1 protein-coding gene is annotated in these 437 nt (G+C 37.5%); it reads left to right on the forward strand.

The genetic code is table 11. From position 1 onward, the window contains the following. Positions 1 to 437: ABC transporter ATP-binding protein (locus tag GBI16_RS18550; RefSeq protein WP_151707646.1), on the forward strand; the 437-nt coding region annotated here is incomplete at both ends.

Below are 437 nucleotides of genomic sequence, written 5' to 3' on the forward strand. Positions count from 1 at the left end.
CATACTTTATCTGGTGGTGAACAACAGCGTGTCGCTTTAGCTCGTGCACTCGCACCTAAACCTCATGTTTTGCTTATGGATGAACCATTTTCGAATTTGGATCATCGTTTACGTGCTCAAATTCGACAAAGCACCATTGATATTTTAAAACCGACTTCGACCACAACTATCATTGTGACTCATGATCCTGAAGAAGCACTTCAAATTGCTGATCAGATTATTTTGATGCATCAGGGTAAAATCATTCAAAGTGGTACGCCTAAGCAGCTTTACTTCCAACCGAAAACACTTTTTGCAGCACGTTATTTTTCCGATTTGAATGAAATAAAAACCCAAATACAAGATCAACAACTGCATACGATTTTTGGAAATATTGATATTCCAAAACATTTGACGAGTAATAACCAGATTCGTTGCTATTTTAGACCCCACCAATT

Source organism: Acinetobacter sp. TUM15064 (genome assembly GCF_008980265.1).
Taxonomy (GTDB): Bacteria; Pseudomonadota; Gammaproteobacteria; order Pseudomonadales; family Moraxellaceae; genus Acinetobacter.